21 protein-coding genes and 1 pseudogene are annotated in these 22,011 nt (G+C 64.5%); 11 read left to right on the forward strand and 11 right to left on the reverse strand.

The genetic code is table 11. The features are described from left to right. Positions 1–159 precede the first annotated feature (159 nt). Together CAG31_RS26505 and CAG31_RS26510 are read left to right on the forward strand one after the other, a co-directional pair. Complete coding sequence (locus CAG31_RS26505) at positions 160–1,005, forward strand: DUF692 domain-containing protein (RefSeq protein WP_085586705.1); 846 nt, start codon at positions 160–162, stop codon at positions 1,003–1,005. Further along, entirely contained in the window at positions 992–1,738 is a 747-nt protein-coding gene (locus CAG31_RS26510; protein WP_085586706.1) for a DUF2063 domain-containing protein, read from the forward strand. The genes CAG31_RS26505 and CAG31_RS26510 overlap by 14 nt, the downstream gene beginning before the upstream one ends. Before the next feature lies 1 nt (position 1,739). On the opposite strand, the gene CAG31_RS26515 is transcribed toward CAG31_RS26510, so the two are convergent. The 4 genes from CAG31_RS26515 to CAG31_RS26530 all read right to left on the reverse strand — a co-directional run bounded on the left by CAG31_RS26515 (position 1,740) and on the right by CAG31_RS26530 (position 7,267). Next, a complete protein-coding gene (locus tag CAG31_RS26515) occupies positions 1,740–2,789 on the reverse strand; it encodes an NAD(P)/FAD-dependent oxidoreductase (RefSeq protein WP_085586707.1) in 1,050 nt (349 codons plus the stop codon). Next, on the reverse strand, positions 2,776–4,956 hold the full coding sequence (locus CAG31_RS26520; protein ID WP_085586708.1) for a hypothetical protein: 2,181 nt from the start codon (positions 4,954–4,956) through the stop codon (positions 2,776–2,778). The genes CAG31_RS26515 and CAG31_RS26520 overlap by 14 nt, the downstream gene beginning before the upstream one ends. Positions 4,957–5,222: 266 nt before the next feature. Then, entirely contained in the window at positions 5,223–6,530 is a 1,308-nt protein-coding gene (locus CAG31_RS26525; protein WP_085586709.1) for a HAMP domain-containing sensor histidine kinase, read from the reverse strand. Beyond that, positions 6,527–7,267, reverse strand: a complete 741-nt coding sequence (locus CAG31_RS26530; RefSeq protein ID WP_085586710.1) for a response regulator — start codon at positions 7,265–7,267, stop codon at positions 6,527–6,529. Before CAG31_RS26530 ends, CAG31_RS26525 begins: the two co-directional genes overlap by 4 nt. 303 nt (positions 7,268–7,570) lie before the next feature. Between CAG31_RS26530 and CAG31_RS26535 the strand changes: the two genes are divergently transcribed. The 5 genes from CAG31_RS26535 to CAG31_RS26555 all read left to right on the forward strand — a co-directional run bounded on the left by CAG31_RS26535 (position 7,571) and on the right by CAG31_RS26555 (position 10,873). Further along, positions 7,571–7,840, forward strand: coding sequence for a DUF2790 domain-containing protein (locus tag CAG31_RS26535; protein ID WP_085586711.1), 270 nt, complete (start codon positions 7,571–7,573; stop codon positions 7,838–7,840). 29 nt (positions 7,841–7,869) lie between these two features. Further along, positions 7,870–8,280, forward strand: a complete 411-nt coding sequence (locus CAG31_RS26540; RefSeq protein ID WP_085586712.1) for a hypothetical protein — start codon at positions 7,870–7,872, stop codon at positions 8,278–8,280. Between the two features lie 43 nt (positions 8,281–8,323). Continuing rightward, positions 8,324–9,538, forward strand: coding sequence for a cytochrome c biogenesis protein DipZ (locus tag CAG31_RS26545; protein ID WP_085586713.1), 1,215 nt, complete (start codon positions 8,324–8,326; stop codon positions 9,536–9,538). Between the two features lie 219 nt (positions 9,539–9,757). Beyond that, positions 9,758–10,030, forward strand: coding sequence for a DUF4242 domain-containing protein (locus tag CAG31_RS26550; protein ID WP_085586714.1), 273 nt, complete (start codon positions 9,758–9,760; stop codon positions 10,028–10,030). Positions 10,031–10,060: 30 nt separating this feature from the next. Beyond that, the gene (locus CAG31_RS26555; protein WP_085586715.1) at positions 10,061–10,873 is read left to right on the forward strand and encodes a class I SAM-dependent methyltransferase; all 813 of its coding nucleotides are present in this window, start codon (positions 10,061–10,063) and stop codon (positions 10,871–10,873) included. A 303-nt stretch (positions 10,874–11,176) separates the two neighbouring features. Here CAG31_RS26555 and CAG31_RS26560 read toward each other — a convergent pair whose 3' ends face one another. Together CAG31_RS26560 and pcsA are read right to left on the reverse strand one after the other, a co-directional pair. Next, positions 11,177–11,563: a DUF488 domain-containing protein gene (locus CAG31_RS26560; RefSeq protein WP_085586716.1), complete on the reverse strand. Its 387-nt coding sequence runs from the start codon at positions 11,561–11,563 to the stop codon at positions 11,177–11,179. A gap of 9 nt (positions 11,564–11,572) precedes the next feature. Next, on the reverse strand, positions 11,573–12,295 hold the full coding sequence (pcsA, locus tag CAG31_RS26565; protein ID WP_085586717.1) for a phosphatidylcholine synthase: 723 nt from the start codon (positions 12,293–12,295) through the stop codon (positions 11,573–11,575). Positions 12,296–12,515: 220 nt separating this feature from the next. Here pcsA and CAG31_RS26570 point away from each other — a divergent pair, with 220 nt between their 5' ends. Next, the gene (locus CAG31_RS26570) at positions 12,516–13,241 is read left to right on the forward strand and encodes a tellurite resistance TerB family protein (RefSeq protein WP_085586718.1); all 726 of its coding nucleotides are present in this window, start codon (positions 12,516–12,518) and stop codon (positions 13,239–13,241) included. Between the two features lie 12 nt (positions 13,242–13,253). Here the strand turns inward: CAG31_RS26570 and CAG31_RS26575 are convergent, their stop codons facing one another. Together CAG31_RS26575 and CAG31_RS26580 are read right to left on the reverse strand one after the other, a co-directional pair. Continuing rightward, positions 13,254–13,655: a hypothetical protein gene (locus tag CAG31_RS26575; protein WP_085586725.1), complete on the reverse strand. Its 402-nt coding sequence runs from the start codon at positions 13,653–13,655 to the stop codon at positions 13,254–13,256. Positions 13,656–13,769: 114 nt separating this feature from the next. After that, positions 13,770–14,084: a DUF2388 domain-containing protein gene (locus tag CAG31_RS26580; RefSeq protein ID WP_085586719.1), complete on the reverse strand. Its 315-nt coding sequence runs from the start codon at positions 14,082–14,084 to the stop codon at positions 13,770–13,772. A 30-nt stretch (positions 14,085–14,114) separates the two neighbouring features. Here CAG31_RS26580 and CAG31_RS29125 point away from each other — a divergent pair. From CAG31_RS29125 to mqo, 3 genes and pseudogenes are all read left to right on the forward strand, one after another. Then, positions 14,115–15,047: pseudogene (locus CAG31_RS29125) on the forward strand (MCP four helix bundle domain-containing protein); the annotation flags it as partial. A 129-nt stretch (positions 15,048–15,176) separates the two neighbouring features. Further along, a complete protein-coding gene (locus CAG31_RS29130; RefSeq protein ID WP_371856134.1) occupies positions 15,177–15,902 on the forward strand; it encodes a methyl-accepting chemotaxis protein in 726 nt (241 codons plus the stop codon). Positions 15,903–16,406: 504 nt separating this feature from the next. Then, positions 16,407–18,053, forward strand: a complete 1,647-nt coding sequence (gene mqo, locus CAG31_RS26590; protein WP_085586721.1) for a malate dehydrogenase (quinone) — start codon at positions 16,407–16,409, stop codon at positions 18,051–18,053. A gap of 89 nt (positions 18,054–18,142) precedes the next feature. On the opposite strand, the gene CAG31_RS26595 is transcribed toward mqo, so the two are convergent. The 3 genes from CAG31_RS26595 to CAG31_RS26615 all read right to left on the reverse strand — a co-directional run. After that, entirely contained in the window at positions 18,143–18,571 is a 429-nt protein-coding gene (locus tag CAG31_RS26595) for a nuclear transport factor 2 family protein (RefSeq protein WP_085586722.1), read from the reverse strand. Positions 18,572–19,211: 640 nt separating this feature from the next. Beyond that, entirely contained in the window at positions 19,212–19,862 is a 651-nt protein-coding gene (locus CAG31_RS26610) for a DUF2931 family protein (protein WP_085586724.1), read from the reverse strand. Further along, positions 19,855–22,011 (reverse strand): DUF2235 domain-containing protein (locus CAG31_RS26615; RefSeq protein WP_176243886.1); only part of this gene is annotated, 2,157 nt, incomplete at its 5' end. The genes CAG31_RS26615 and CAG31_RS26610, both read right to left, overlap by 8 nt.

The raw sequence follows: 22,011 nt of genomic DNA on the forward strand, positions 1-22,011 counted from the left end.
GGGACCCACCGCCGGCGTGTATCCCAGTGTGTATGGCCCCGTTCGCGATACAAAACCGTCGACCTTCACCCGGCCGGCCACACAGCCGCGATACAGCCAGGGCGCCTACTGGACAGGTCAGCCGCCATCTCCGGCGGCGCCTCAACCGAGACCTTGCCCATGCAGACTCAACATCCCACCGTACCGCCCCGTGTCGGGCTCGGCCTGCGCCGTGGCCTGATCAAAGACCTGCGATCCGCCCGCACCGGCGATTTCGACTTCCTTGAGGTCGCGCCGGAAAACTGGATCGGCGTCGGCGGCGCCCATGGCGCGGCGTTGCGCGAACTGGCTGAGCGCTATCCGCTGTCGTGTCACGGCCTGTCGCTGTCCCTGGGCGGCCCGGCGCCGCTGGACACCGGTTTCCTGCACGAGGTGCGCGCGTTCCTCGACCGCTACGACGTGCCGCTGTACAGCGAACACCTGAGCTACTGCAGCGACGACGGCCACCTCTACGACCTGCTGCCGCTGCCGTTCACCGAAGAGGCGGTGCACCACGTCGCCGCACGGATCCGCCAGGCCCAGGACATCCTCGGCCGGCGGCTGGCGGTGGAAAACGTTTCCTATTACGCCGCCCCCCGGCAGGACATGGACGAAGCGACCTTCACCAACGCCGTGCTGCGCGAGGCCGACTGCGACCTGCTGCTGGACGTCAACAACGTTTACGTGAACTCGGTCAACCACGGGTTCGACCCACTGACCCTGCTGAATGCCATCGAGCCGGGCAGGGTGGTCGGCATGCACGTGGCCGGGCATTTCGATGAGTCCGACACGCTGAAGATCGACACCCACGGCGCCCCGGTGAAACCGGTGGTGTGGGCGCTGCTGGCCAAAGCCTATGCCCGTTTCGGTGCGCGGCCGACCTTGCTTGAACGGGACTTCAACTTCCCGGCGTTCTCCGACCTGGTGGCTGAGTTGCGGACCATCCGCCGCCTGCAAGCCGAAGGAGGTCAGCATGGACAGCCTTGAGCGGCAACAACTGGCCTTGACCCGCTACCTGCGGGATCCGGACAACCAGTCGCCTCCGCCCGGCATGAAGGCGGCGCGGGTCGAGGTGTACCGCGACCTGGTGTTCAACAATGTTTCGCAGTTGCTGGGCGGCACCTTTCCGGTGCTGATCCGGATCATCGGCCAGGACGCCTGGCGCACATTGGTCCGCGGCTTTCTGCGGGATCACCGCGCGCAGACGCCGAAGTTCGGTGAAATCGCCGAAGCGTTCGTCGGCTATCTCGCCGATCGCGCGGACGAGCCGGGCGAAGGCCAGTGGCCGGGGTTCCTGGTGGAACTGGCCCATTACGAATGGGTGGAGATGGTGTTGCAGCAGTCCGATGCGCAGCCCTTGCCGCCGAGCGACGGCGCCTCGTTGCTGACCCGGCCGTTGCAGGTGTCGCCACTTGCCTGGCCGCTGGCCTACGCTTGGCCGGTGCAGAAGCTGGGGCCGGATCATCGACCGGCCACGCCGCCCGCCGAGCCGACCCTGTTGCTGGTCAGGCGCACGGCAGACTTCAGCGTGAGGTTTTCCGAGCTGAGCCCGTTGGCCTGGCGTCTGCTGCAACGGATCGGCGAATGGCCGCAGATGATCGGGGCCGAACACCTCGGGGCGCTGGCGGCCGAAGCCGGGTTGCCTGTGACTACGGCGTTTCTGGACAGCGGACAGGCGCTGCTGCGCCAGTTGCATGACGACGGTGTGGTGGGGAACTGATTCATTCATCGGTCGGCAGCCACCGGGGCGGACATGGGTGCAGGCGATAGAAACGCTGCAACTGGGCCTTGTCCCGTTCGAACCAGTCGCTCAACCATTGGCTGTATTGCGACTGCGCCGCCGTCTGCAAAGCCGGATGCCGGAGACAGTCGGATATTGCTTGCGCAGCCTGCATGCCTGTCATCAGGGCCTTGAGCACGCCGTGGGAGGAGGCCGGGTCGAGCTGGCTGGCCGCGTCGCCGGCAATGAAGTAGCCGCTGCCGGCGGGGGCGGCGCTGATGCGCCACGTCACGTCGGCGCTGCGGGGGCGCCCCCGGGGCGGCAGGTTCCGCAGCGGTTCGGGCAATGCGCAAGGCGGGTGATCCCCCCTCGTCAGGCGTTGCGCTTCGAATGTCTGCCGTGCCCAGTGCAGCGTTTGTTCCTCCACCTGCGCCAGCCATGTCCAGCCGTCGGTGTCGGCCAGCAGGTGCGGTGTCTGCGAATAGGGTGCAATGTGCCCGTCGAGGTAGCCGAAGCGGACCTGCAACGGTGGTGAGCAACGGCGCAGCGGTAGCTGCAGTCGACGGCCGAGCCAGCCCGACGCTCCGCTGGCGTCGAGCACGTACGAGGCAAACAGGGGGCCGGTGTCGGTTTCCACGCCGATCACTCGGTGTTGGTGGATGAGCACCCGTCGCGCCCGACAAGGCTGACGAACCGTCACTCCCAGCGCCGCAGCCCTTTGCAGCAGCGCCATGTCCAGCCGGGCTCGGGCGATCTGGAAGCCGCGCCAAGGGCCGTCGTCGTCGCCGCCGAAGCCGATGTATCGCGGCGGTGCGTTCCACTGCACCCAATGCCCGTGGAAGCGCATGGCATCCATGCCGCACAACCGTTCAGCCACACCCAGTTGTTGCAGCAACGGCTCGATGCCCGGATGCAGACTTTCGCCGGGGCGGAAGCGGGGAAAGGCGTGTCGCTCGATCAGGGCGACCTGCCATCCGCGCTGCGCACAGCCGATGGCCGCCGCGGATCCTGCGGGGCCACCGCCGACCACCACCACATCAAAGCGGTTCAAGCACAAGTCGCCAGGGGGCGCCGTCGGTCTTCAGCAGCATCGCTGCGACGCTGACGAAGAGGCTCACCTGTTCCTGCACCTCGACGTCCCGCCGCTTGAAGTCGCCCGCCGGGGTGGAGACGTCGCCGCGTCGGTACATCCGGTAGCGATGCACCCAGCCGTCCAGTGCGGTGCCGGCCTGTCGCTCCGCCAGGTCCAGCTCCGGATCGGGCCGCAGCACGCTCTGGAACGAAAGCACCGGCCAACGGTTGCGCTCGGCGTCGTTCTGGCCTGCACCGAGTGCGTTGTAGACGCGGTACATCGACAGCACCCGGTTCTGGTAGGCCTGCTGATCCACGGCGCCGGTCTGCTGCAGGGAAAACCGGTTGTCGAGGGCGACCTGCGTGTAGTCGCTGTATTCGTAGGCGCGGTAGCGGGCCAATGTCCGCCCCTGATCCTGTATCAGTTGCGGCCGTTGCTGGTGATCCCAGGCGACGGCCCCCTGACCGGTTTCCCCGTCGGTCAGCGGAATGATGCTGTGCAAGGTTCTGCGGGGTTCAAAGGTCTGTGCCGAATCCGGTGCGGTGCCTGGCCAGAACGAGCCCAGCGCCGCGCAGATGCGTATGTCTTCCGTGAACGGGCTGGCCATCTGGTAACCGGCCAGCACATTGATCCAGCTGTCGTCTGGCATCCGCTGACGGATCCAGCCGGTCTCCCAACCCGGGCCGAACACACCGGCTGCGCCGTCGGGCAATGAGGTCGGTCGGGCGATGGCCGGTTGCAGGTCGCCGGAGGGGGGAACGCTGGTGTGGCGCAGTTGTGCCACGATTGCCGTCACGCTGCGGTCGTCTGGCGAAAACGGTTGATCCTTGAGCGCAAGGTTGGCGCAGTAGCGGACATTCGACAGGGCTTGCAACCGGGCGTGCCAGATGTCGGGGTCGGGTATTACAGGTTCGTGGTTCACCCACGTCAGCAACCGTCGCTGGGTGCACAAGGGAAAGAAATCCGGCGGGCCGATCACGGAGTAAGCCGCCACCGACGGCATCTGGGTGTTCAACGGCAAGCAATGCGCACGCACCCAACCGTCAGCCGTACCGTCGTGATAGTGCAGGGTCCGGTAACCGCCGCGGTCGACCAGCTCGCCCACGCCTTCCCGGTCGTTCAGATCCTCGATGCTGCCGTCCTCATTGAGCTTGTGGCGGCCATGCACCATGCCGGCGGTTCCGGCCGGCATCTGAAAGGCAAGGGGCTGGCCGTCGAGGCAGGCCGGCTCGACCAGGCGTGGCCTGACCTGCGGCAGCAAGAGCCCTGGCCCCCGATCCGCCGGGTCTGCCCAATACGCCAGGCCCTCGCTGATGACGAACGGCGGTTGGCTGATTTCCGGCTCCTGCCAACCGGTGCCGGCATGACGCAGGTGTATGTGCCGCAGCTTTTCGTTGATCTGGTGGTTGTCCAGCCGCAGCGTCAGCTCCATGCCGGCGATGCATTCGGGGCCCTCGAACAGTTTGTGCAGCGGCACCCAGAAATCCAGGCCGTCGTCGATGTCCTCCTGAAAGTCCAACGGGCCGAACCGTTCGGCGTCGCCTTTGAGCTGCACGGCGACATAGGCGCTGTAGCGCACGGGCATGACCCGGATGCCGTAGGCATCATCGTCCACCCAAGGCAGATGGCTCCGCAGGCGGGGGTCGTAGCGGGCGGCGGCGGTGCCGACACGGGCGATGCCGGTGCGGGAAAAGCACAGGTCGGCGTGTACGCCGTGCACCGTATCGACGGCGCAACGGTATTCGCCGGCAAACACGGCTACGGCGAGAGGCGCTCCCCGGGCCCTTTGCCGGAGCTCGTCGAGTGTGGGAGGGCGGATGCCGAAGACCAGGTCGAGCAGCGTTTCGATCTCGGCCGGGGAGGGAAACAGTTGCAACGGCTGGCCGGTTGCATCGAGCGTGACCCGCGCTGAGGCCAAGGCATGGAAGAGCAGGCTGCGCGAGGGTTCTCCTGGCTCGATGGCCCGGAAGCCTGCCATTGAAAAATCCTCGAAGCCCGGCAGGGTCCTATCGATGGTCAGCGGTTTGAGCAGCTCGACGTCAAGCGGCACCGCCGACAGGTCCAGCCCGTGTGCCCGCATCAATGACTGCCACCCGCCGGGCGCCAGGCGTTTGCAGGTCTGTTCTACGTTTTCCAGCAGTGTCATGGCGGTCGGTCTCGGTCGGAGCGCATGTGATGCCACCACACAGTAAATGTCGGCGTCCGGCGACTGTCAGACCTGACAGTCACGACCGACGGTCGCCGGAGGACGTCTGCTTCATCGCTCGGCTGTTCAGCGAGCATGTGGCGATACACGCAACGATAGAGGGGTCGCCCAGGGGCAACAATCGGCCGATTCTACCGGCGTTGTAGCCGCCGGCATCGCGCAATGTAGGCCGTGACGTCGGCTTGCCGGCGGTTCTTAAACAGGAATCAACCTTGCAGGGGCAATCGCAGCTCGGCGCACAGTCCGCCGCCTTCTCGGTTGCTCAGGTTCAGCGAACCGCCCAAAGCCATCGCCAATTGCTGGGCGATGGCCAGGCCCAGGCCGGTGCCGCCGGTGCTGCGGTTGCGCGAGTTCTCCACGCGGTAGAACGGCTCCATCACCTGGGCCAGTTCCTCTTCGGCGATGCCGGGGCCGCGGTCCATGACTTTCACCGAAAGTTTGCCGTCCTGCCGCTCGACCCACAGTTCGGCGGCGCCGGCGAACTTCAAGGCGTTGTCGGTGAGGTTGACCAGCACCCGGCGCAAGGCGTGGGGGCGGGTGTCGATCACCGCGTCGCTCTTGCCGCCCAGTTGTACGTCCTTGCCCATGTCCTGGTAGTCGAACACCAGGCTGTCGAGGAACGAGTCCAGGTGGGTGCGCCGGCTCTCTTCGGTGGAACCGTGGATGCTGCGGGCGTAGGCCACGCCCTCGCGCACCAGGTGCTCCATCTCGCCGAGGTCGTTCCACAGTTTGTCTTTCTCGGCGGAGTCGTCCATGAACTCGGCCCGCAGTTTCATCCGCGTGATCGGGGTCTGCAGGTCGTGGGAAATCGCCGCGAGCAGTTGCATGCGCTCCTTCAGGTAGGCGGCGATGCGCGCCTGCATCGCATTGAACGCACGGGCCGCGTAGGCCACTTCGTTGGGGCCCTTTTCGTCCAGGTTGATCGGGTGGGCGTTGGGGTCGAGGGTCTCCACCGCATTGGCCAGGCGGGTGAGGGGGCGGATCGCGATGCGCACCGCCAGCCAGGTGCAGACCAGCATCAGGGCCAGTTGGCCGATCAGCACCACCGGCAGCCAGGGTGAGAGCGGCGCCATCGACGGCCACACGTCGATGGTCACCGGGCTGCCGTCGCCCAGGCGCAGGTGGCCCTGGAAGTGTTTCCTGGGGCCCGGGATGTCGGTGAACGTCAGCGGGTAGGCCTCGCCGATGGCGTCGGTGATGGACGTGACCGCCACCGGCACATCGCCTGCGCCGATCGGGGTGCCGGGTTCGCCCTCGCTGAGCAGGTAACCGTAGTTGGGCCGGGCCAGGCGCTTGAGCCAGGCCGGGCGTTCCTCGGCCGGCAGGCGGTCGAGGATCGCGATGGAGGTCGAGACGTCAGTCTCCAGGTTGCCGAGCATGGTGTGCTTGGCGCTTTCGTAGCGCTCGTAGTACTGCGCGCCGAACGACAGCGCCTGGGCGAGGATCAGCCCGATCAGGAAAATCAGCGACAACCGGGAGGCGAGGGTGCGCGGCCAGCGCAGGGCAAGGTTCATGCAGGGGCTCCGAGGACTTCGACCGGCAAGGAGAACACATAGCCTTCGCTGCGCACGGTCTTGATGTAGGCCGGTTCGCGGGCGTCGTCCAGCAGGCGCTGGCGCAGGCGGCTGACCAGCAGGTCGATGGACCGGTCGAACAGGTCGGCCTCGCGGCCCTGGGTCAGGTTGAGCAACTGGTCGCGGCTGAGCACCCGCTGCGGATGGTCGAGGAACACCCGCAGCAGGCGGTATTCGGCGCCGCTCAGGGCGACCAGGGTGCCGTCCTTGTCCAGCAGGTGGCGGGCCGAGGTGTCCAGCTGCCAACGGCCGAACGCCAGCAGGCGGCCGGTTTCGGTGACCACCAGGTTGGGCGGCAGCATGCGCGTGCGGCGCAGCACGGCGTTGATCCGCGCCAGCAGTTCGCGGGCGGCGAAGGGCTTGGTCAAGTAATCGTCGGCGCCCATCTCCAGGCCCAGGATGCGGTCGGTCTCGTCGTTGCGCGCAGTGAGCATCAGGATCGGCGTGGCCTTGTGCTTGCCGGCGCGCAGCTCGCGGCACAGCAGCAGGCCATCGTCGCCGGGCATCATGATGTCGAGCACGATCAGATCCACGGTGTTGGCTTCCAGGAAGCTGCGCATCTGCCGGCCGTCCGCGACCACGGTGGTGCGCAGGCCGTTCTTCTTCAGGTAATTGCCGACCAGCTCGCGGATCTCGCGGTCGTCGTCGACGATCAGGATGTGATCGACATGATCCATGGGGCCAAACCTCAATCAAAGGGGATGACGCGCAGTCTATCGAGCCCCGAGGGGCCCGCCTGCCTGGGTTTGTATTGCAGTGTATCTGCCGCGCAGGCGGATACAGGCTGACGCAAAAAGCGGATTTTTTCAGGGTTTTGTATCGCTGTGTATCCCCGGCTTGCACAGATACACAGCCATGGATACGCGCCGTTTGCCGACACAAGCGCGATACCTCGCCAACGTTCAATGAGCTCCATCGAGGCACGGCACAGACGCCGGGCCCGGACAACGAATCATCCATTGACGCCCGAGGAAAACGCCATGAACGCCAAGACCAAGACCATCGCTGCCGCTTGCCTGTTCGCCGCCCTGAATATCTGCACCCTGTCGGCCCGCGCCGAGGCCGATGTCGCTGCGCAAACCTACACCTACGGCACGCATCTGGACATCCAGAAAGTGATTTCCCTCAAGGAAAGCAACCCAGGGAGCTGCGGCATCGTCGACGCCCGCATGACCTACCTCGACTCGGCCGGCCAGACCCGTGTGCTCGATTACAGCAAGTTCGGCGACGGCTGCCACAACGAAAACTGATTGCCCACTTTCATAAAAGGATCAACGCCATGAACAACGTATCGCGCTTTCTGACCGCTTTCGCCTTTGCCTTCGCCGGTGTCGCCGCCCACGCCAGCGCTGCCGTGGAGCAGCACAGCTGCGGCAACGGCACCTGCTTCCAACTGACGCCGCTGGCCAAGCAAGGCCTCGCTTCCGACGGCTCCAGCCATACGCCGCTGGGCCAACTGGTGGCCGCCGACGGTTCCAGTCGCACGCCGCAGGGGCAACTGGTGGCTGCCGACGGTTCCAGCCGCACGCCGCAGGGCCAACTGGTGGCTGCCGACGGCTCCAGCCGCACGCCGCAGGGTCAACTGGTGGCCGCCGACGGCTCCAGCCGCACGCCGCAGGGTCAACTGGTGGCCGAGAACGGCGCCAGCCGCACACCCCAGAGCCAATGGCTGGACAGCCAGAACGCCTGACCGCCACAGAACCTGGAACACTTCCGACATCAAGGTGACTCCCATGCTTCTCATCGCTTTTCTGGGCGGCCTGCTGACCGTCCTCAGCCCCTGCATCCTGCCGGTGGTGCCGTTCCTGTTCGCCGGTGCCCACCGCAGCCGCTCCTCGATCCTGCTGACCCTCGGCGGCATGGCCCTGACCTTCGCGCTGGTCTCCAGCCTGGCGGTGGTCAGCAGTGAGTGGGTGATCCAGGCCAGCAACACCGGCCGCCACATCGCGCTGTTCGTGATGGTGCTGTTCGCTCTGTCGCTGATCTCGGCCCGGGTCGGCGACTGGCTGTCGCGTCCCTTCGTCCTGCTCGGCAACCGCCTCGATCCGGACGCCCGGAAGAAGGCCGGGCCCATGGGATCGATCATGCTCGGCGTCGCCACCGGTCTGCTGTGGGCGCCCTGCGCCGGGCCGATCCTGGGCGTGATCCTCACCGGTGCCATGCTGCAAGGCGCCAACGCCCAGACCAGCCTGTTGCTGCTGGCCTACGGCGCGGGCAGTGCGCTGTCGCTGGGTACCTTGATCTTCGCCGGACGCGGGCTGGTCAACCGGCTCAAGCCGTCGATCCCGTTCACCGGCTGGTTGCGCCGCGGTGCCGGCGTGGCGGTGCTGGCCACCGCCGCCGTGATCGCCACCGGCGCCGACAAGCCCCTGCTGGCCAGCACGTCGTCCGAAGGTGTGGCGTCGGTCGAGAAGGGCGTGCTGGAGAACGTGCCGAAGGTGGTCGACTATTTCATCAGCAAAGTGCGGGCGGACTCGCTGATTGAGGAGGCAGGCAAGGGTACGATGCCGTCCCTGTCCGGCGCCGTGCAGTGGCTGAACTCGCCGCCGCTGACGGCCGAATCCCTGCGCGGCAAAGTGGTGCTGGTGGACTTCTGGACCTACGACTGCATCAACTGCCAGCACACCCTGCCGTACGTCAAGGCGTGGGAAGCGAAGTACGGCAAGGACGGTCTGGTGGTGATCGGCGTGCACACGCCGGAATACGGCTACGAGCGGATCATCGACAACGTCAAGGATCAAGTGAAGAAGCTCGGCATCACCTACCCGGTGGCCATCGACAACGACTACGCGATCTGGCGGCATTTCGACAACCAGTACTGGCCGGCGCATTACCTGATCGACGCCAAGGGGCAGGTGCGCTACACCCACTTCGGCGAAGGCCGCTACGAGGCCCAGGAACAGATGATCCGGCAGTTGCTGGAAGAGGCGAAAGCGCCGGCCGCATGAGCCGCGCAGACCGACGGCCCGGCGGCGAAAGCCCCGGGCCGTTTTCCGTGGTCGCGGTTGTGTTTCGACGCCTTTACAAAATCCCGCCGCTCATCGGCAAAGCCCCGGTTTTGCGGGCTCTCCGGACGATTGGCAAGGACGCCGGCCGCCCCCGGCGCGATAGTGGTCGGGTTGCGCCACTGCCGGCGCAAGCACCGATGAGAAGCAAGCGAGGTTGCCATGCCGAAGTTTGTGATTGAACGCGAGATTCCAGGGGCCGGAAAGCTCTCGCCGCAAGAACTCAAATCCGTTTCGCAGACGTCCTGCCAGGTGTTGCGTGAGTTGGGACCGCAGGTGCAGTGGCTGCACAGCTACGTCACCGGCGACAAGATCTACTGCGTGTACATCGCCCCCAACGAAGAGCTGGTTCGCGAGCACGCCAGGCTGGGCGGATTCCCCGCCAACAGCGTGTCGCAGGTGACGAGCATCATCGACCCGACCACGGCCGAATGAGCCGGGCCACCGTCAGCGGAGCTGCGCATCATGAGTACCCCCATTGATCTCTCTGCCCTGAAGGAACGCCAGAAAGTCGCCTGGGCCAGCGGCGACTACGCCGTGATCGGCACCACCTTGCAGATCGTCGGCGAAAACCTCGCCGAGGCCTGCGACCTGCGCTGCGACGAAGAAGTGCTGGACGTCGCCGCCGGCAACGGCAACGCGACCCTGGCGGCGGCACGGCGCGGCGCGTTGGTGACGTCCACCGACTACGTCGCGGCGCTGCTCGAACGCGGCCAGGACCGGGCTCGCGCCGAGCATTTGGACGTGACCTTTCAGGTGGCGGACGCCGAAGCGCTGCCGTTCGCCGACAGCAGTTTCGACGCGGTGCTGTCGACCTTCGGCGTGATGTTCGCGCCGGATCAGGACAAGGCGGCCAGCGAACTGGCGCGGGTCTGCCGACGGGGCGGGCGGATCGGTCTGGCCAACTGGACCCCGGAAGGGTTCGTCGGCCAGATGTTCAAGACCCTGGGCCGGCACCTGCCGCCGCCGACCGGCGCCCAGCCGCCTTCGAACTGGGGGACGGAAGCCTGGCTGCACGCCCGGTTCGACGATCGCCATTTTGCGGTTCAGGTGACGCGGCGCCACTTCAACTTCCGCTACCGCTCGGCGGCGCACTTCATCGACATTTTCCGCCACTGGTACGGACCGGTGCACAAAGCCTTCGCCGCGCTGCCGCCGGAAAGCGGCCTGGCGCTGGAAAACGATCTGGCCCAACTGCTCAACAGCCTGAACCGGGGCGGGGACAAATCGCTGGTGGTGCCGAGCGAGTATCTGGAGGTGGTCATCGCCAAACGCTGAGGCCTGCTCCTGCAAGTGCGGCGCTGCGACGGGTGCCGGTAGAGCCGATGCCTGCATCGAGGCGGCCATTGCTATCGCTGGCAAGCCAGCTCCCACAGGGCCTGCGGTTGTCCGCCGTTGATGCGAACACCCGGGATACTGTGGTAGAGCCGATGCCTGCATCGAAGCGGCCATTGCTTTCGCTGGCAAGCCAGCTCCCACAAGGACTGCGGTTGCCCGCCGTTGAGGCGAACACCCCGGATACTGTGGGAGCTGGCTTGCCAGCGATGGCGGCGGGACAGGCAACGAAGGGCTCGCGAACGCTCAGCTGACCTGCGCCCCCCGCGCCACCAGCAGTTCGCGCAACACCGAACGGTGGCAGTGCGCTTCTTCCTCGCAATAGCAGCCAAGGGCGAACGACGTCTGGTGCGACAGCGCCGCCAGCAGATCCAGCATCTGGCTCGCCGCCGGCTGTTTCATCTCGGCCTTGAACTTGCGCACGAACGCGGCCCAGGCCTTGGCGTCCTCGGCGTGCAGCGCTTCGGCCACCAGGTCGGCGCTGGGCGAGAGCAGCGGTTGCCATACATCATAGAAATCACGGCGGGCGAACTCGGCCTTGGGCACCCCGCGCGGCGGGCGGCGCACGGTGCCCAGGCGCAGGCCTTCTTCGGGTGCGCGGGGTGAGCCCAGGCGCACGATACGGATCGGCATGGGAAACCTCTATTTCAGGTGAGCGCCGTCGAACCACTCCAGCGCCGTGCGCCAGACGCAGATGCCGAGGAAGTACGCCGACATCAGCAGCCACAGCCCCATCACGAACGGATTGATCACCGGATGGTTGAGCACCAGCGACAGGCTGCACAGCAACCAGATGGCCGTCACCGCGATGTTGATCGGCATGAACCGGCGCACGCGGAACGGGTGCAGGAACTTCATCCGGGTGACGGTCAGCAGCGCCAGGCCGATCACCGTCAGCAGGGTGAGCCACGGCCCCGGCGCGATGATGTACAGGCACAGGGCGACCACGTTCCAGGCGGCGGGGAAGCCGACGAAGTAGTTGTCCTTGCTCTTCATGTTGACGTTGCAGAAGCAGAACAGCGACGACACCAGGATCAGCGACACCGTCAGCAGCAGGGTGTAGTCGGGCAGGGGAATGTAGCGGTAGATGAACAGCGCGGGGATGAACACGTACGTCAGGTAATCGATCACCAGGTCGAGGATCGAGCCGTCGAAGCTCGGCAGCACCGACTGCACGTTGACCTTGCGCGCGAGCGCCCCGTCCAGCCCGTCGACGATCAGCGCCACGCCCAGCCACATCAGGCAATGGGTCGGCTGGTTCTCCAACAGCGCGAGGGTGGCCAGGAAAGCGGTGACCACGCCGGTCGCGGTGAATCCATGGGCGCCCCAGGCCTTGAGCCTGGCGATGTGGACGGTCGATATCACGGGGCGTTCTCCAGAAAGTGAGGCGGGCCGGGTCAGGGTTGCAGGTATCGACCGGTGGCGCCGGGATAAGGTTCACCCTCAATGAATCTTAGCTGGCCGCGGAAAAAGGATGCCGGAGAAATCGCCGTCCGGCCCCGCGCTTCAGCCAAACGGTGCTGGCGCTGCGGCAGCGCAGGGCTATCGTTGCCAGACGCATTCACGCCGTCCGGAGGACACCGTCATGAACACCAGCGATTTGCTTGAACAACTGCTGCGGGGCCAGGCCTCTGCGGGACAACAAAGCGGTGCTTCGGCCAGCGACGGGCTGGGCGGCCTCGGCGGCCTGCTCGGCGGGTTGCTGGGAGGCGGCAACAGCGCAGGCGGAGCGCCCGCCGGCGGGTTGGGCGGACTGGGCGGGCTGCTGGGCGGCCTGCTGGGCGGCGGAGCGCTGGGCGGTGGCGCTCAGGGCCGTTCCGGCGGCACCAACTACGCGGCGCTGGCTTCGCTCGGGATGATGGCGTTCCAGGCGTACCAGGCCTGGCAACGCAGCCAGGCCAGCGCCGCTCCGCAACAGGCGCCGCAGACCGCGGACATGCTCTCCGGCCCGCAGGTCGAGGAACACAGCCACGCGGTGCTGCGTGCGCTGATCGCCGCGGCCAAGGCCGACGGGCGCATCGACGAATCGGAAAAGCACCTGATCAGCAGCGAAATCGGCCGCCACACCGATGATCCGCAACTGCAGGCATGGCTCGACGCCGAAGTGGCCAAGCCACTGGATCCTGCGGAGGTGGCGCAGTCGGCCCAGGGCGATCCGGCGATGGCCGCCGAGATGTACCTGGCCAGCGTGATGCTGGTGGACGACCAGCAGGAGGCCGAACGCAATTACCTGGACGAGCTGGCGGCGGCGCTGGGGATCGACCCCGATCTGCAGGTGCACCTGGAGCAGCAGGCCAAGAGCGGCGCCTGACCGGGGCGGCCGTCAAGCGTCGCGCAGCAGGTCGTGGGCGTTGAGCAGGGCGAAGGCGATTTCCGGGTGGCGCTCCAGCCCCCGGCGGATGGCAGCCGGGATCGACTGACGGGTCTTGCGGCACAGGCCGGGCAATTCATCGATGTCGATGGCGATGCCGCGCATCGTACGCACTTCGTTGAACCCCGGCGAGATGCTCACGCGGATGCCCAACTGCTCGAACATCCGGCCTTGCAGGCGTTCGAGGTCGGCCAGGCTCTGCAGGTTTTCCAGGCGTTCGAGCAGACGCTTTTCCTCCTGACGGGTGAGCATCAGGATGCGCACATCCGCGCCGGGATTCTCCAGCAGCGGATCGCGCCCGCAATTGCAGGCGCCGGGAGGGCAGGGGGAACGGATCGGTGCGCAAATCGTCATGGCCTCCATCATAGAGGCCGTCCGACGGTTTTGCCCATGCTCGCCCGCCTGCCGTCCATCGGCAGGGCGAAAGGGTGGCGAATCCGGTCGGCCACCGCTGTCGGGGGCGAGGGCCTACTGCGACAGGCCTTCGTAATGGGCCAGGATGGCGTTGGCCAGTTCTTCGTCGCTGGCCGTAAGGCCTGGGTTGTCCTGGCGCACCTGCTGCAGCACCGATTCCAGGTACACGCCCCGGATGGCGCCGCCGCTGGCGACGAAGGCGGACAGGTCGTCACGGGCCGGAATCACCAGCTTGTGGTCCTTGAAGGTCGAGTAGAGCGATGCGGAGATCCCCGCCGAAGTGGCGACGTCGCCCGCGTCCACGCGGGCCAGGGCCGAGCCGAAGGGCAGGCAGAGGATGAGGGACGAAACGAGCACTAAGTGGCGCATGGCGGTGTACCTCCAACAGCAAGCGGCTAAATGGACTTACCACATAATGTGAGAGGTGCGCGGCGGTGCGGGAGTTCCGTGCCGGAGGGCGGACGGCGGGGCGTAGACACACGCCGAGACGTTCCGGTGCGGCAGGCCGGCGGAAATAGGCTTAACTCAAACGTTGACGACTCAATTGGCGGCGTGACCAGGGAGGAAACCACGGTGTCGATCAAACTGCGCTTGATGCTGCTGATAGCGACCAGCCTGGTGACGGCGCTGATCGTCAGTCTGGTGAGCTATGTGGGGAACGGGCGGATGTCCGCCGCGTTCGACGACAGCGCGGTGAGCATGTCCGCGCTGCGCAACCACTTGGAAGCCGACATGATGCACGACGCCCTGCGCGCCGACGTGTTCTCGGCGATGCTCACGGGCCTTGGCAAAAGCACCAGCACCGCGGAGGAGGTGCGCCAGTCGGTCAACGAGCACGCGGCGCATTTTCGCGAGGTGCTGGGCGAGAACCTCAAGCTGCCGGTCAACCCGACGATCCGCGCTGCGCTCGAACAGATCAAACCGAGCCTGGACACCTACATCGGCGCGGGCGAACGGATCGTCGGCCTGGCGCTGGACAACCCCGAGGCGGCGCAGCAGGAACTGGGCACGTTCAACACGGCGTTCAGCCAGCTGGAAGAGCGCATGGCCGCCCTCAGCGAACTGATCGAGAGCAACACCCGTCAGACCGGCGAAGGCACCGCCGCAGCGATCCGCAGCGCCAACGTCGCCCTCGGCGCCGTGCTGCTGGCCAGCCTGTTGCTGCTGTTGGCCGAGGGCCGCTGGGTGTACCTGGGCATCACCGGGCCCCTGAGGGCCGCCAGCCGCATCGCCGAGAGCATCGCCCACGGCAACCTCAGCGAACCGATCGCCGAGCCCGCCGGCCGGGACGAAGCCAGCGGCCTGATCCGCACCCTGGGCACCATGCAGCGCGACCTGCGCGACATGATCGACGTGGTGCGGCGCAATGCCCACGGCGTCAGCGGCATGAGCGAGCAGTTGAGCCACGGCTGCCACCAGGTCGCCGACAGCAGCCAGCAGCAGAGCGCCGCCGCCGGCACCATGGCCGCCGCCGCAGGCCAGATGACCGCCAGCATCGAAGAGATCACCCGCCACGCCGAGCGGGCCCTGAACATGGCGAGCCAGGCCGAGACCTTGGCCAAGAACGGCGGGCAGGTGATCCACCAAGTGGTCAGCGACATGGACGACATCGCCCGTTCGGCCAAGCGCTCGGCCCAGGTCATCCGGACGCTGGACCAGGAGTCGGAAGGGATCTTCAACATCATCCAGGTGATCAAGAGCATTGCCGACCAGACCAACCTGCTGGCGCTCAACGCCGCCATCGAAGCCGCTCGGGCGGGCGAGCAGGGCCGCGGTTTCGCGGTGGTCGCCGACGAGGTGCGCAGCCTCGCCGCCCGTACCAGCGCCTCGACCCAGGAAATCGCCGCCATGGTCGAGCGTATCCAGAGCAGCACCCGGGAGGCGGTCAGCAGCATGGAGGCCGGCGTGGCCCAGGTCGACAAGGGCATGGCGGTCACGGCCGATGTCGAGCGCGCCATCCGCGAGATCCTCGAGGCCACCCTCAACACCACGCAACTGGTCAACGACATCACCCGCACCATCGGCGAGCAGAGCCAGGCCAGCAACGAAATCGCCCATCAGGTGGAAATGATCGCCGGAATGTCCGAGGGCAACAGCAAGGTGATCGGCGAGACGGCGGGCACCACCGATGAACTGTCGAGCCTGGCGGGGCGTTTGGCGCAGTCGGTGGACCGGTTCCGGCTGTGATGGCGCAGAGCCGGTTAACGCCGTGTTACATATTGGCCGATCACCCCCAAACCCTCTGGGAGCGGGCCTGATGGCGATCAGCCCGCTCCAAACCACCCCGCAAATGGCTGAAAGGCTTCAGTCGGAGCCCGGCCCACCGTCATGTTCCGCCCCGCGCGGCCGATAACGGGCCAGGCGCAAAGAGACCGCCAAGTCGGGAACAGACGCGCGGGTTGGCCCTGACGTGATATTCTTCGCGCCAACTTGGTTTGACCTCATTCGGTTCGGCCCGCCATTCGCGGGCCGGCGGAATCACTGTCGCTCAAGTAGCTGAAGCCAATAATGATAAGAAGTCAGTTCAGAAGGGACATATAACTGAGGCCGATGTCGCATGTCGGCCTTGTGTGCCCACCCGTCAATTTTGAAGTGTGCCGGAACCCGCGCCGCTGGCCTGAGCGTCGCGAACAAGGGGCCCCACACGCACAACAGCGGCGGGCGGAAGGCGTTTTATCATAGGTGCAACAGATGTTTAAGAAAGTGAACACGGCCTTGCTGGGGCTGGCTTTGTCGATGGGGCTGTCGTCCGCCTACGCGGAAGAAGCGAAGAAAGTGGACGTGCTGCTGATCGGCGGCGGCATCATGAGCACCACCCTGGGTGTGTGGCTCAACGAGCTGGAGCCGGGCTGGTCGATGGAGATGGTCGAGCGCCTCGACGGCGTCGCCCTGGAAAGCTCCAACGGCTGGAACAACGCCGGTACCGGTCACTCTGCGCTGGCCGAGCTGAACTACACCCCGGAAGACGAGAACGGCAAGGTGTCGATCCCGAAAGCCGTCGAGATCAACGAAGCGTTCCAGGTGTCCCGTCAGTTCTGGGCCTGGCAGGTTCGCCAGGGCGTCCTGAAGAACCCTCGCTCGTTCATCAACACCACGCCGCACATGAGCTTCGTGTGGGGTGACGACAACATCAAGTTCCTGAAGAAACGCTACGAAGCCCTGCAGGCGAGCCCGCTGTTCGCCGGCATGCAGTACTCCGAAGATCCTGAAGTGATCAAGAAGTGGGTTCCGCTGATGATGGAAGGGCGTGACCCGAACCAGAAGATCGCGGCCACCTGGAGCCCGCTGGGCACCGACATGAACTTCGGCGAGATCACCCGCCAGTTCGCCGGCTACCTGCAGACCAAGCCGAACTTCGACCTGAAGCTGTCGAGCGAAGTGCAGGACATCACCAAGAACGCCGACGGCAGCTGGCGCGTCAGCTACAAGAACCTGAAGGACGGCACCAAGACCGAGACCGACGCCAAGTTCGTGTTCATCGGCGCCGGCGGCGGTGCCTTGCACCTGCTGCAGAAGTCCGGCATCGAAGAGGCCAAGGAATACGCCGGCTTCCCGGTGGGCGGTTCGTTCCTGGTGACCGAGAACCCGGCCATCGCCGAGCAGCACCTGGCCAAGGCCTACGGCAAGGCGTCCGTCGGCGCGCCGCCGATGTCCGTTCCGCACCTGGACACCCGTGTCCTGGACGGCAAGCGCGTCATCCTGTTCGGGCCGTTCGCGACCTTCAGCACCAAGTTCCTGAAGGAAGGTTCGTACCTGGACCTGCTGACCAGCACCACCACCCACAACATCTGGCCTATGACCAAGGTCGGCATCAAGGAATACCCGCTGGTCGAGTACCTCGCCGGCCAACTGATGCTGTCGGATGAAGACCGCCTGAACGCGCTGAAGGAATACTTCCCGAACGCCAAGGCCGAAGACTGGCGCCTGTGGCAGGCCGGCCAGCGCGTGCAGATCATCAAGCGTGACGAGCAGGCCGGTGGCGTGCTGAAGCTGGGCACCGAGATCGTCGCTTCGCAGGACGGCACCATCGCCGGCCTGCTGGGCGCATCGCCAGGCGCCTCGACCGCTGCACCGATCATGCTGAGCGTGCTGCAGAAGGTCTTCAAGGACAAGGTCGCCACCCCTGAGTGGCAAGCCAAGCTGCACCAGATCGTTCCAAGCTACGGCACCCAGCTGAACAGCGATCCGGCCAAAGTGGCCGAAGAGTGGGCCTACACCGCCAAAGTCCTGGAACTGCCGACCCCACCGGTCATCGGCCAGGCCGCCCCGGCGGCGGACGCTGCGGCCGACAAGGCCAAGGCGCCGAAGGAAAACGCTTCGCGTGACATGGCGCTGTAACCAGTCGCCAGATTGGGAAAGCCCACTGAACCGGTGACGGTCAGTGGGCTTTTTTGCGCCCGGTGCCTTGCCTGGGGCGAGGCGATGGATCAGGCTCTGGCCGCCGCCAGGTAAGCCCCAAGCCGCCGCCCCATTTCCTCTCCCAGCGCCTGCAGCGCGCTCATCGGCCGCACCATCACTTCGAACTCGACGATTTTCCCCTGCTCATCGAAACGGATCATGTCGATGCCCTTGAGCTCCTTGTTCCCCACTTTGGCGCTGAACTCCAGCACCACGTTCAGCCCGTCGGCCGTCGCCAGTTCCCGGTGGTAGGCGAAGTCCTCGAACACCGTGCTCACGGTGTTGAGGATCATGGCGACCACGGGGCCGCCCGGATAGGGCGTGTGGGCCATCGGCGAGCGGAACACCGCCTTGGGGTCGAGCAGCTCGGGCAGCGCGGAGAGGTCGCCGGTACGGATCATCGCGTGCCAGCGGTCCAGGGATCGGGCGGCGTTGGGGTGCAGGTTGAGGTCGGCCATCGTTCACTCCTGTCTGTTGTTGTTCTTCGAAAGGCGCCGATGACTCTAGATCAACAAGCGGGAATGGGCACCTTTGTGTGCTGCGCTGAATGTAGGGGCATCGCGCAAGCGGATCAGATGTCCATCTGATCCGCTTTTTCTTGCGCAATCTGCCTCTGTAACCCAAACAGACACACGCTCAAAATAGCCCGGCAGTTCGGTCATCCGCGGCGGCCTTCATCCCGAAGCGCCCGGTGCACCGCAGACCTGGCATTGAGGAGAGCAACATGGCGAAGATGGCGATTTTCCTGGGTGGGTTTCTGACGCTGACCATTCTGATCGGTGTGCTGGCGACCATCTCTCCGGTTTGAGGCCGAAGGAAGGGGCTGAATTCTCCGATCACCAGCAGCACGTCCACGCCTTTTTGAGGGCAATGCACCTCCAGTGCACGTTGCTGCCCCGCGAGGTATCCAGGTTTTCGTACAGGAAAGCGCTCTTGCGACCCTGCCGGATCCTGTAGACGTAGTCGACGAGAATCGGCTGATCCCGAAGCAGCGAAACGGAATGATGGGCACCTTCCACGAGTTCCGACCGTCTGTTGTCCATTCGCTGCTGAATCTGCTGGCTTGAACCAGGTACTCATAGTGCGAGTATCGAAATATCACCAGGAGCCATACGGGACACCCTTTTTTTCGACGTAGGCTTTGGACACGTCGGAAAGTGAGTCATATTTGCCGCCGGATTTCCCTTCATATGGGCCTCGTGGGTCAACTTCTGCCTTTACTCTCGTGACCTCAATGGGCGACAGACAAGGGCCTAGCACCCAAACCTTTGCTATGCCGCCAGGCGCAAGGCCAACAACCAATGCTTCTCGATAACCTGTAATCCATTTTCCGTCGGCAGCGCAGAATGTTTTTTCACCTTTGCGCATGATTTCCCTTGTCGACTCAGGTATGTCAATTCCCATTTGGTAGGTTTGCGGCTCGACCAAGGACTGCCAGCGAACATAGATTTTTTTGGGAAGGTCGGCCCCTGTCACGTATTTCCCTTTTCCCCAGCCTGGCCTTTTTGGCCAACCCTTCGGATTGCCGGAATTGTTGGGTGGGGTTTGAATGGCTGAGTTGCCGCTCATTGCGCGTCTATAAACTTGACCTTGAACATCTATGACGTCAGCTGTCTCGATCCAGACTTCCATGTAGTTCGGAGCTGAGAAACCCAAGCGCCAAGCCTCATAAGGCAGCGAACCGCTGTGGGCGAAGGTTGAGCCACACGTAAGTATGAGCGCAACGATAAAGCGTAGATGCCTATTCATTGGGGTGAACCGTGCGTTGGTTGTTGTCTGTAGGTCGATTGATAAATACAACGTCCAGATCGCTGTTGTTCATGCCTTTTGCCGCATTCCAGTTGTCGGACAGGTGAATGTATTTTTGAAAAAGAAGCTCTTCTTCTTGAGGAGAAAGGCCAATGGTTTGGCTTTTGCCCAATGCATAGTTAATGATCTTTTCGGAAATCGGAGTGAGTTCCGCTGGTAGTGTCAATCGCGGATCTTTTTCCGGGATTTCGTTGAATGGAACATCATTTTTTACGGCTAGTTCGCGCATTGTCCTTAGATAAATCAAAGAAAGCTCACTGCGAACCTCACGTCGGCTGCTCACTGCTGCATAAACATGTTTTTTCGGTGTTCGGTCATCCCTGTCCCGGCTGGTAAAGGGAACTTCCCAGGTGCGTAGCTCGAGAGGGAGGTTGTATTGGGCCATCTGGTCTTGCAGGCGTCGCAAATCTTGCTGTGCGAGCTTATAGCTATTGGCCTCTGAGGTCGGAGTCGTTCGATCAACGTCGCTTCTGCGCGGTTTGCTGATCAGTACACGTTCTGTGGCTTTGGGCAGATACCCGCCGCCCAAGTCGGAGTGTACGCCGGGCATGATGATGTCGGCCGACCCTGCGCTGTTCAGGGAGAAGTTGTAGCGACGTTCATTTCTGGCGACCAGGTGAACGATTTTTTTCGCGATGCCTGGAGGAAGAGCGATATTGATCCCCGGGTTTCTGGCGTTATGACCAGTGAAGTCCCCAAGCAACGGATTCGCAATGGCCGCAACCGTGTCGTAGATGCCTATGAAATTGATCGAAACATCCGACTTGGCACTCCACTGGAACGAAGCAGTCAGGGCCGGAGAGCCGGCCGGCAAGGCTTTCGCGAGAACGCTTTCCTGCCCCTTCATGACTTCGTTCGCAAAATCCCGTGCAGCGGCAGCGCCACGGCTGAACCCAAAAATATCGAACTCAACTTTTTTAATCCGTTTGTCCGGATTGTTGTCCTGAAAAGTACGGATGGTTTTCAGAAACTGTCCCGATGTTTCCTCAACCCGCGTCCTGACCCCTTGCGCCCCAAGCCCCGTCCCCTGTGAGTAGATAGAATCCTCACCCGTACTGCTCGTACCGATCCCGTCTACGTAGATCGACACGCTCGCCATTTCCGCGTCCGCCGGAATCTCTTCGTCGGATTGGTTGATGTAGAGGTCGTACAAGCGGGCCACGTTACTGACGTCGTTGCCATAACTGTTGTCCGGCGAACTGCCCTTGCCGTCGTAGCCGTAGGAGGCGCAGTACTTGCGGATTTCTTCCGCCATCTCTTGCAGGTTCACGTCTGGCGCAAAGCAGCCATAAACGCGTTCGCTGTTGCTGCGGTTGTTGCCCGTCCCATCGAAGAACATGCCCACCCGCAGCGTGATGTCTTCGATTTCGACTTCTTCTTCCTCTTCTTCGAGCTCTTCTTCCGACGGTGGCGTGCTCGGCGCATCCGGCTCGGCACTGAACTTGCCGATCGGGGGCGCGCTGAGCAGATTGCCTTTCGCGTCTTTTGCCGCGATGCCGGGAATCAGGGGCGCCAACACCGCAATCCCGCTCCCCACCCCCGGCGACCCGCCGGTATTGGCCTTCACCTCGGCCCCGCTGATGGTCACCCCACCCGCATCCACCTTCACGAAGCTGCCGCCGGCCTTGGCCGTCAGTTCCATGCCGCCCTCGACCACGACCTTCTCGCCGGCGTGGTAGTGGATCTCGCTACCGGCCTCGACGAACTGCCCGGTGCCGACCTTCACGTGTTGGGTCACTGCGACGGTGAGATGGTCGTCGGCGCGCATTTCGCTCTTGCGATCCAGGTGGGTGATGCGGTGTTCCTCGACCTTGAACTCGCTGTAGGCGTTGGCCTCGACGGTGTCGTGCCGTTCGTTGCCGATGCGGATCCGCTGGTCGTGCTCGATGTTCTCGTCCCAGTCGCGCTGGGCGTGCAGGTAGATCTGCTCGGCGCCCTTGCGGTCTTCGATGCGCAGTTCGTTGTAGCCCTTGCCGCCGGGGGAGCTCAGGGTCTTGAAGGTGCTGCGGGTCTTGTTCGCGGGCAGGTCGTAGGGGACGACGTTTTCCTTGTGGTACAGGCAGCCGGTGACCAGCGGCTGGTCGGGGTC

It is taken from the genome of Pseudomonas sp. R25(2017) (genome assembly GCF_002112565.1).
GTDB lineage: Bacteria > Pseudomonadota > Gammaproteobacteria > Pseudomonadales > Pseudomonadaceae > Aquipseudomonas > Aquipseudomonas ekonensis.

Coding starts and splice junctions, on each gene's coding strand:
- CAG31_RS26505 (WP_085586705.1), top strand. CDS start 160: ATGCAGACTCAACATCCCACCGTACCGCCCCGTGTCGGGCTCGGCCTG.
- CAG31_RS26510 (WP_085586706.1), top strand. CDS start 992: ATGGACAGCCTTGAGCGGCAACAACTGGCCTTGACCCGCTACCTGCGG.
- CAG31_RS26520 (WP_085586708.1), bottom strand. CDS start 4,956: ATGACACTGCTGGAAAACGTAGAACAGACCTGCAAACGCCTGGCGCCC.
- CAG31_RS26525 (WP_085586709.1), bottom strand. CDS start 6,530: ATGAACCTTGCCCTGCGCTGGCCGCGCACCCTCGCCTCCCGGTTGTCG.
- CAG31_RS26530 (WP_085586710.1), bottom strand. CDS start 7,267: ATGGATCATGTCGATCACATCCTGATCGTCGACGACGACCGCGAGATC.
- CAG31_RS26535 (WP_085586711.1), top strand. CDS start 7,571: ATGAACGCCAAGACCAAGACCATCGCTGCCGCTTGCCTGTTCGCCGCC.
- CAG31_RS26540 (WP_085586712.1), top strand. CDS start 7,870: ATGAACAACGTATCGCGCTTTCTGACCGCTTTCGCCTTTGCCTTCGCC.
- CAG31_RS26545 (WP_085586713.1), top strand. CDS start 8,324: ATGCTTCTCATCGCTTTTCTGGGCGGCCTGCTGACCGTCCTCAGCCCC.
- CAG31_RS26550 (WP_085586714.1), top strand. CDS start 9,758: ATGCCGAAGTTTGTGATTGAACGCGAGATTCCAGGGGCCGGAAAGCTC.
- CAG31_RS26555 (WP_085586715.1), top strand. CDS start 10,061: ATGAGTACCCCCATTGATCTCTCTGCCCTGAAGGAACGCCAGAAAGTC.
- CAG31_RS26560 (WP_085586716.1), bottom strand. CDS start 11,563: ATGCCGATCCGTATCGTGCGCCTGGGCTCACCCCGCGCACCCGAAGAA.
- CAG31_RS26570 (WP_085586718.1), top strand. CDS start 12,516: ATGAACACCAGCGATTTGCTTGAACAACTGCTGCGGGGCCAGGCCTCT.
- CAG31_RS26575 (WP_085586725.1), bottom strand. CDS start 13,655: ATGACGATTTGCGCACCGATCCGTTCCCCCTGCCCTCCCGGCGCCTGC.
- CAG31_RS26580 (WP_085586719.1), bottom strand. CDS start 14,084: ATGCGCCACTTAGTGCTCGTTTCGTCCCTCATCCTCTGCCTGCCCTTC.
- CAG31_RS29130 (WP_371856134.1), top strand. CDS start 15,177: ATGGCCGCCGCCGCAGGCCAGATGACCGCCAGCATCGAAGAGATCACC.
- mqo (WP_085586721.1), top strand. CDS start 16,407: ATGTTTAAGAAAGTGAACACGGCCTTGCTGGGGCTGGCTTTGTCGATG.
- CAG31_RS26595 (WP_085586722.1), bottom strand. CDS start 18,571: ATGGCCGACCTCAACCTGCACCCCAACGCCGCCCGATCCCTGGACCGC.
- CAG31_RS26610 (WP_085586724.1), bottom strand. CDS start 19,862: ATGAATAGGCATCTACGCTTTATCGTTGCGCTCATACTTACGTGTGGC.